The sequence below is a fragment of the Frankia sp. CpI1-P genome, assembly GCF_001421075.1.
Classification (GTDB): domain Bacteria; phylum Actinomycetota; class Actinomycetes; order Frankiales; family Frankiaceae; genus Frankia; species Frankia torreyi.
In genome coordinates this window covers 40377-46606 of the sequence record NZ_LJJX01000049.1, presented here as the reverse complement: position 1 = coordinate 46606, position 6230 = coordinate 40377, and the positions used below count along the sequence as shown (strand labels likewise).

The 6230-nt window shown below is 63.3% G+C and carries 1 protein-coding gene and 5 pseudogenes; 5 read left to right on the top strand and 1 reads right to left on the bottom strand.

All coding sequences use genetic code 11. The features are described 5' to 3' along the window. Window positions 1–221 (bottom strand): annotated as a pseudogene (locus tag FF86_RS24735) (transposase); the annotation flags it as partial. Between the two features lie 254 nt (window positions 222–475). Between FF86_RS24735 and FF86_RS57180 the strand changes: the two are divergent. From FF86_RS57180 to FF86_RS68205, 5 genes and pseudogenes are all read left to right on the top strand, one after another. Then, window positions 476–929, top strand: a pseudogene (locus FF86_RS57180) (GNAT family N-acetyltransferase); the annotation flags it as partial. 1 nt (window position 930) lies between these two features. Next, window positions 931–1081, top strand: a pseudogene (locus FF86_RS57175) (GNAT family N-acetyltransferase); the annotation flags it as partial. 97 nt (window positions 1082–1178) lie between these two features. Then, window positions 1179–1733 (top strand): annotated as a pseudogene (locus tag FF86_RS57170) (transposase domain-containing protein); the annotation flags it as partial. 1 nt (window position 1734) lies between these two features. After that, the coding region (locus FF86_RS57165) for an IS4 family transposase (RefSeq protein WP_242419496.1) at window positions 1735–2426 on the top strand (692 nt) is incomplete at its 5' end. Between the two features lie 3223 nt (window positions 2427–5649). Beyond that, window positions 5650–6185: pseudogene (locus FF86_RS68205) on the top strand (phosphotransferase); the annotation flags it as partial. Window positions 6186–6230 lie beyond the last annotated feature (45 nt).

Here is a 6230-nt window from a genome sequence, read left to right as displayed (position 1 = left end):
ACCCGGCGGTCGTTGACCCGCGGTGCGGTGACCTCGACCGCGCCGGCGGCGGTCATCACCTGCCGCGGCTGCGCGTGACCGTTACGGACCACCAGCCGACGGCCACGGGCGTCACGCTGGTCGGCGAGCTCGGCGATGTAGGCGTCGACCTCGGCTTCCAGGGCGGCGGCGAGCATCCGCCGGGCACCCTCCCGGACGATCTCATCGATCAGCGACGGGCTNNCCGCCGGACCATCGGNGGGCGTGTTCTCCTCGGGTACTACCGTGAGCACGGGCGTGCCTTCCCGACCGACGCGTCAACGTCGGCCTGACTGAGACCTCAACCTCGATCACCGGGAAGGTACGCCCTCCCCAGCCGATCCACAGGTCTCAACCATTGCTCTGACATAACATCAACTGGCCGACCACGAACACGAGGAGGCAACCGATTGTCGCCGAACAGTGCGCAGACCGGCGATCGGTCTGCGACAATCATGTGATCAGGTCGTATGATGGGGAAAGGATCACAGCCGCGGAAAGTGCGGAGAAAATCGGCAGAGCTGATTCCCTACTTTACCGCCTGGCCGGCCCCGAGGACCGTGAGATCATCGCCGCCATCGACGGATCTTTCACCTCGAACTCCATATTCGAGGTGACGGCGACCGGCGAGGGATTTTCGATCTGCGAGAAACCGGCGACCCCCCCGATCCACAAGTTATTTCCCGCGGAGGACTCCGACGAAGTTCAGGAGGGCGACGATCCCGCGCTGGCCCGGACGGTCGTCGCCTGCTCCGGAGAAGAACTGTGCGGGTTCGTCGCGACCTCCTTCGAACCCTGGAACTCGCGCCTCACCATCGGCGACATCGAGGTGTCCCCTGGCTATCGCCGGCAAGGGGTCGGCCGAACACTGATGAACTATGCATTCGACTTCGCTCGGGAGTGCGGGGCGGNCCATGTCTGGCTCGAAGTCACCAACATCAACGCCCCTGCGATCCGCGCCTATCTCCGTATGGGATTCACTTTCTGCGGCCTCGACATCCTCCTCTATGAAGGCACCGAATCGGCTGGTGAACGAGCTCTGTTCATGAGCCAATGCCAGTGAATTAAGAACAGCATCAGCAAGATCCACTTTGGATATTGATCTTGCAGGTGCGGTGTTGGCGTCGGAGTGCCTTTTCCGGTCACGGTAGAATTAGGTCGTGGTACTTGAGAACGGGAACGCCGGGCCAGGCGGCCGGTTGACGGATCATATTTCGCTCGGGGTGCTCACGGGTTTCGTCCACCATGATCTGGTGGACGATGTTCTGGTCGCGACGGGTCGGGTTGAGAAACGGTCCCGGAAGCTGCCCGCGCGGGTGATGGTGTATTTCACGCTGGCGATGTGGCTGTTCTTCGATGACGACTACGAGGAGGTGATGGAGAAGCTTGTCGCGGGTCTGAAGGTGTTCGGCTGGTGGCGGGACTGGGAGGTCCCGACCGGGAGCGGTATCACGCACGCGCGGAAACGGCTCGGGGAGGAGCCGCTCCGGGTGTTGTTCGAACGGGCAGCGGAACCGATCGGGCATCCCGGGCTGAAAGGGGGGTTCCTGACGGGTCGGCGGTTGATGGTGATCGACGGGTTCAGCCTGGACGTCCCCGATACTGCCGCCAACCGCGAGGAGTTCGAGAAGCTCCAGGACGGGCCGAAGGCCAGCGCCTACCCGAAAGTTCAGGTGCTTGGGCTCGTCGAGTGCGGCACCCGTGCGTTTCTCGCCNCCGCGCTGGGTGGATGCCGAACGGGTGAGACCACGCTGGCCCGCCAGATCCTGGGCCGGTTGGAACCCGGCATGCTCGTCATCGCCGACCGAAATTTTTACGGATACGACCTGTGGCGCGCCGCCGCGGAGACCGGCGCCGACCTCATGTGGCGTGTCAAGGCGAATCTCACCCTGCCTGTGCTGGAGAGCTTCGCCGACGGCTCCTACCGCTCCGTCGTCCTCGCCGGTGGCCTGTCCGCCGGCCGTCGACGTAACCTCGTGGAGAACGCCCGGCACGGCGTCGAACTCGACTCGGCCGAGGCGATGACTGTCCGCGTCGTGGAATACGAAATCACCGACCGCGGCGACGGCGACGGAACAGAAACGATCTGCCTGATCACCACGGTGCTCGACCCCGCCGACACCCCCGCTCCACTGCTCGCCGCCGCCTACAGCGAGCGCTGGCAGGAGGAAATCAGCATCGGGGAACTTAAGATCAGTCAGCGTGGAAACGGACGTGTGCTTCGCTCAAAAACCCCGGAAATGGTCCGCCAGGAAGTCTGGGCCATGCTCCTCACCCACCACGTCATCCGAAAAGTCATGGCCGACGCGGCCGAAGAAGTCGATATAGACCCCGATCGGCTCTCCTTCACCCGCGCACTCCGCGTCATCCGCCGCCACATCACCGGGCCGGCGGATTTTTCCCCCTGACGACCAGAAGAAGACCCTCACACGGGTCCACCGTGACATTCGCCGTCGGAAGAACCCCATCCGCCACCGCACCTGCCCCCGCGTCATCAAACGAGCCCGCCACAACAGCTACCTCGTCAAACGCGACATCCACATCACCACCCGTCACACCGGGCCACCCACCGTCACGCTNCCGCGCGTCGCCTAATTCACTGGCATTGGTTCATGAGCAGACAGCTCCCCTGACGACCGCGAAGCGCCGTCCTGCGCCCGCCGAGTCGAGCACCACATGAGCGATCAGGCCCAGGGGCGCCCAAGCCGGGTTGCCCTCGCCTCCATGGCGTAGTTGGTCGGGTTGGGACAGACGGAGCTCGCCGGACCGCCTGCAGCAGAAGCCGGAATGATAGACCTACTCTTGACGCACTCGCACGCAGCGTGATGCAATAGGTGCACTGGGTCGTCTACGTAAAGGTTGGCCCCCCGTGTCGCAATCAGACCTGCGTGCACTCTTCCGCTCTAATGATCGCGAACTGAAGGCGGTCGACTTCTTCGCCGATCGGCAGGACGAGTGGGCGACGGTAGCGACAAGTCTCATCCGCCACACGCAGNGGATCCGAGACTCCTCCTTCGACGTGGAGGATCTGGAAAGTCCCCGGCGGAACGTCCTCGTCTTCTACGGGGTCGGTGGGATCGGTAAATCCATGCTATCGCGCGGCCTGGCCGATCATCTGGCTACGGGCGATTCCGCGAGGCCCGAGTGGCCGCCACTGGAACAGGACGTGGGCACGGTTATCCCAGTCCGCATCGACCTGTCCAGAGGCGTAGGTAGCGACTTCGAATCACTGGTCTTGGCCCTTCGGCTGGCCGTCGCAGAAATTGGACGGCCGATGCCGGCATTCGACCTCGCCTTCCAACGCTACTGGAGTCGAAACCACCCGGGCGAACCTCTCGAGGAGTACCTTCGTCTCCGGACGTGGTTCAATCGGTTCCCTGGCGCGAAATCGCTTTCCGATCAAATGCAGTCGGCCTTGGCCGACGTGGCACAGGCTGTCGCCTTTCCGGGAACCGTCGGTGCGCTGGCCGGTCAAGGGCTGCTTTCGGTCATCCGAGGGCTACGAGAACACCGACATCAACTGCGTGCACTGGCAAACTGCCAAAGGCTGGCAGATCTCCTCGAAGCCGAGCCGAATGTGGAGGCACTCAGCTACTACTCCCACTTGCTGGCCTGGGATCTTAGTCAACTTCCTCCAAAGAAAAATGTGGCGCTTGTCGTACTGCTGGATACCTTCGAAGACGTAGGAGATCGCGTACACCGCGACCTCGAACGACTGATCCAACGCATGGTATGGCTGATGCCGAACACGCTCTTCATCGTGACGGGTCGCAATAGGCTCGAGTGGGCCGAGAGCAAGCTCGAAGGCCAGCTGGATTGGGCGGGGNGCGATTTCTGGCCTCTGCTAGCCGGCGGCGCGACCGACGAACCGCGCCAGCATATCGTCGGGTATCTGTCGACCGAGGACTGCGACACTTATCTTTCCGAGCGCCTCACCGTGAACGAACAACCTTTGATCAACGAAGCAACGAGAGCGCTGATCACCGCGAACTCCCATGGCTTGCCGCTGTATCTCGACCTCGCGGTCATGCGCTTTCTTGACCTCTATAGAAGGCACGGTCGAATTCCAACGCCACAGGAGTTCAATCTGGACTTTCCCGCTCTTGCCGCCCGCACGTTCCGCGACCTCACGCCGGATGTCCGACGAGCCTTGCGGGCGGTAAGCCTGCTTGACTCCTTCTCTGTGGAGCTCGCCGCCGCCACAGCGGGACTGGATCAGGACGCTCCAGTCCTGGAACTGATCGAGCGACCGTTCATCGACGAAGACCGGGAGACCCTGTGGCCTTACCGACTGCACGATCTGATCCGCGAGGCGGTACGCGAGGCCGACTCGGTTAGCGAGGACCGCTGGAGCCCAGCAGACTGGCGGCGCGCCGCTATCCGAGCATTCGAGGCGTACGGCGGCGAGTCCACCGCAAATCGCAGCCAGCTGGTGGCGGCGCTGCGGCAGGGTATGGCGTTGGCCCGGTCCTACGGCCTGCCACTCGGCTGGCTGGAAGACGCCGCATTCCGCTACGTCCAGGACTACATTTGGGAACCGATCGATCTCCCACCCGCCCCGGGGACACGAAACAGCGTCGAGGGGGATATGAGCAACGCCGTGGATGCCCTTGCTGCCGCCTTGACCACCATCGCCCAGCGGCAACATCGGCACCGCGGCCAGACTGCTGATCGGCTTCGGGACGTCTTGGCCTCCGGCCAGTTGCCNCCTTCTCTCCTGGAACTGCCGCGCTATTTTCTTGCGGAATGTGAACGCGATCTTGGAAATGTGCAGCAGTCCCTGGACGGCATGCAGGAGGTAGTCGACTCCGGTGGCCGTCTTGCTCCCACCGCGGCTCGCGGGCTTGTGCATCTTGCTCGCCGACTCGGACGCTTTCCTGAGGTGCTGGCCGGAGCCGAGAGGCTCGGACCGGAAGGCCGGCGAGACCGCACACTCGGCGACCTCTGGTGGACCCAGGGAAACGTTACTCTCGCTTGCGCGTCGTACGCCGCGAGCCGCGACGAAGCGATTGCCAACGCACAGCCGGGTGAGGCGGCCCTTTCGCAGGCCTGTCTGGCCTTCGCGGCCGGGCTCCAGGACAGGTCCCGGGCTACCGAGCAGATCGCGCGCGCCGATGCTCTCTTGGCCGGGGTCTCGCTTCGATGGGCCGAGATTCAAACGCGGGCCGCGGAGCTCCTGCGTGACGCGGGCGTCGCTGCGGACCTGCCGGAGCGTGCCGAGGAGCTTGCAGAGACGGCCCGCGAGGCGGGCCTGACATCCTCTGTTGCCTACATCCGATTCGCGGCGTGTCTACATGCCGTGGTGCTCAACTCGCCGACCTTGTTGGCCGACGCGAGACCACGACTACATGCCTGTATCCTGGGTGCAGAATTCGCCTATCTCGCGGAGCTGACCTATCTGATGACGGGTGACGAGCCGCCTTCCGATCTACCTCTGGCCCAGTGGCTGGACGNGTCCCAACTGGTCCGTGCCCGTTGGAGCGCCATCGTCGACGATCGACGACTGGAAGTCGCAGGGCGACGAGGGGATTGATTCCGTATGGCAAGTTATACAACGGTAGATCAGGTCGATCTGGCGACGGTCTCAACGCGGTACGCACTCGACGAGCCCCGGCTGGCTTCTTTGCCGGNGGGTGCGGCGAACTCCAGCTTCCACCTCTCAGCCAGCAGCGGTGAGTTTGTCCTGACCATCCTTGACAACCATGACATCTCTAGTGCCAAACGACTTGCAGCACACACCCAAGCCGTATTCGAGCTGGGCGTTCCAACCACGGAGGTTGTTCCCACCGTCAATGGCGATCTGGTCACCATACTCGAAGGCCGACCCGCCATCCTGAAGTATTGGATAGCCGGCGAGGTGCAAGATCCTCTCCCGTTGTCGCTCCTTCCCGCCGCCGGGCGGATCCTCGCTCAGATCCATCAGCTAGCATTTCATGTACCGGAACTGAGGGACATTCCACCTGGGACCCGTAGGCTCTCGGTCACGCACGAGTCCGCCATTCCTCACTTCGCCGACAAGGAATTCGGCTTCTGGCTCTCCGCACAGCTGGAGCGGGTCCGTCGCGCGGAAGCAAATCGCGAACCCGCGAAGAAGCTCGTGCATGGAGATCTCTTCGCAGACAACCTCGTCGTGTCCGGCGACGGTCAGATCTCCGTCTTGGACTGGGNGACCATCTCTCTCGACGATCCTCTGCTCGATCTCGGGATGACNA